This is a genomic window from Nocardiopsis sp. LOL_012, from assembly GCF_048060475.1.
In the GTDB taxonomy this organism is placed as follows: Bacteria; Actinomycetota; Actinomycetes; order Streptosporangiales; family Streptosporangiaceae; genus Nocardiopsis.
This window is the reverse complement of record NZ_JBHMIV010000085.1, coordinates 1-1,507: the sequence shown is the minus strand read 5'-3', so window position 1 is coordinate 1,507 and position 1,507 is coordinate 1. Positions and strand designations below refer to the sequence as shown.

The 1,507-nt window shown below is 72.1% G+C and carries 2 protein-coding genes; both read left to right on the top strand.

Annotated elements, in window-relative coordinates:
* Positions 1–751 (top strand): LPXTG cell wall anchor domain-containing protein (locus ACFHWE_RS23510; RefSeq protein ID WP_416604054.1); only part of this gene is annotated, 751 nt, incomplete at its 5' end.
* 303 nt (positions 752–1,054) lie between these two features.
* Complete coding sequence (locus ACFHWE_RS23505) at positions 1,055–1,393, top strand: hypothetical protein (RefSeq protein WP_416604053.1); 339 nt, start codon at positions 1,055–1,057, stop codon at positions 1,391–1,393.
* Positions 1,394–1,507: the final 114 nt, after the last annotated feature.

The following is a 1,507-nucleotide window of genomic DNA, read 5'->3' as shown; positions in this document are numbered from 1 at the left end:
GGAGGCCACCGAGCCCGAGACGCCGGTCGAGACCCCCTCCGAGGAGCCGATCGAGGAGGCCACCGAGCCCGAGACGCCGGTCGAGACCCCCTCCGAGGAGCCGATCGAGGAGGCCGCCGCGACCGACTTCGTTCCGCTGGACGAGACCAACAGCGAGACGGTCGACAACAGCGGCGAGCTCCTCATCCAGGAGGACTTCTCCGCAGAGGTCTCCGTCGACCAGACGTGGGACCTGGAGGTGACGCACGGCGCCACCCCCGGCGGCCCCGTCGACCTGGGAAGCTTCTCGGGTGAGATCAAGGGCCAGGAGACCGAGATCACCGTCGGACTCTTCCCCTACGGTGACACCGAGGAGACCACCGACTCCGGCTACCACTGGAACGACGCCTTCACCGAGCTGATCCTGGTCTTCGTGGTCGACGAGGAGATCGTGGAGTACGCGCCCTTGGCCACGGCCATCGCCGGTATCACCACCGGCTCCGTCGGCGAGGGCGACGGCGGCGACGGCGGCGAGGGCGACGGCGGCGAGGACCAGAACACGCCGGAGGAGACCGAGCGCGACGAGGAGACCCTTCCCAAGGCCGACCCCATGACCGACGAGCCGCTCGCCCAGACCGGTTCGCCCATCGGCGGCTTCATCGCGGCCGGCGCCGCGATCGCCGTCGGCGGTGGCGCCGCGGCCTTCCTGGCGCGCCGCCGGAAGGCCGACAACGCCTCTGTCTCCTCCGACGAGGAGAACAGCGAGAGCTGATGCGGGTGAGGGTCGGTTGACCTGAGACCCAGGGCCCGGGACGCCGTTCCCGGGCCCTTTTCTGTTGCTTTCTCCGCAATGGCCGCCGTCCTGGAAGCTCCGCCACGGGGCTTCGGTGGAAACGGAACTCTCGCCGGGGCCCGGCCGTTGTCGGGGCACAGGGGAGTCCGGTGTGGCGCCTGACCCGTAGTCACAGGGGCCGGGTCGGGCCCTCCCCGGCCGGTTCGCCCCCGGCCCTCCGGCGCCGTGACCGTGCCGGTGGACCGGTCGGACATCCCCCATCGAACCAGCAGGAGTGTCGTGGTGTCCCCCTCACGATCGACCGTTCGCCGCTTCCTCACAGGCGTGGTCCTGTCCGCCGCCTTGGGCGTGCTCGGAGCCGCGCCAGCGCCCGCCTTGGACGACGGCTCCGCGGCGGTGCCACGGCACGGGGAGCCGTCCGCGCGGGCCGAGGCCGAAGAGTCCCCCGAACCGGTGCCGAGGCATGAGGGGGCCGACGAGCGGGGGCACCGGCTGTCGCTGGCCGGTGGCTCCCTTCCCCTGCTGGCGACCGCGGCCACGGTGGCCGTCGGCGGCGGGGCGGCCGCGGTCTTCCTCGGCAGGAAGCGGACGACCGCCCTGGATTACCGGATCGAGGACTGATTCTCGCGGACGTCCGGCCCAGTCGGGGTGGCGGGTCGTGTTGCGCCGTGAGGCGACGTTTGAGGGTGGTGGAGGGTGACGTGGGATCGGGTGTGCGGCCGGAGGCCGACGTTT